At 39.5% G+C, this 344-nt stretch carries 1 protein-coding gene; it reads left to right on the top strand.

The window, feature by feature from the left end:
• Positions 1-197 precede the first annotated feature (197 nt).
• Positions 198-344: GTP-binding protein (locus HC175_RS21510; RefSeq protein ID WP_168139956.1), on the top strand; the 147-nt coding region annotated here is incomplete at its 3' end.

The following is a 344-nucleotide window of genomic DNA, read 5'->3' as shown; positions in this document are numbered from 1 at the left end:
AAATAAAGCTTAAAAGATAGAAGAATAAATTATGCATCCTGTAAATTTTGAAAGGTGCTGAAGCTTAGGCTATAAAAGCCTTTTTGGACACCCTGTGCGGAAAATGAAGTTTTCTTTAGAGGCCTTTAAAAAAGACTATATTTGTATCCTTTAAATTGGATTTTCCAAAGGAGGAAAATTAAGCCTGAAATTGACACATGAAGAACATTCGCAATTTTTGCATTATTGCCCATATTGATCACGGAAAAAGCACCCTGGCCGACCGACTTTTGGACGCCACAGGATCGGTCACCGATCGTGAGAAGCAGGAGCAGCTGTTGGACAGTATGGATTTGGAGCGGGAA

This window comes from Salinimicrobium oceani (assembly GCF_012037645.1).
The sequence above is the reverse complement of the archived record's forward strand: the minus strand, read 5'-3'. Positions and strand labels throughout refer to the sequence as shown.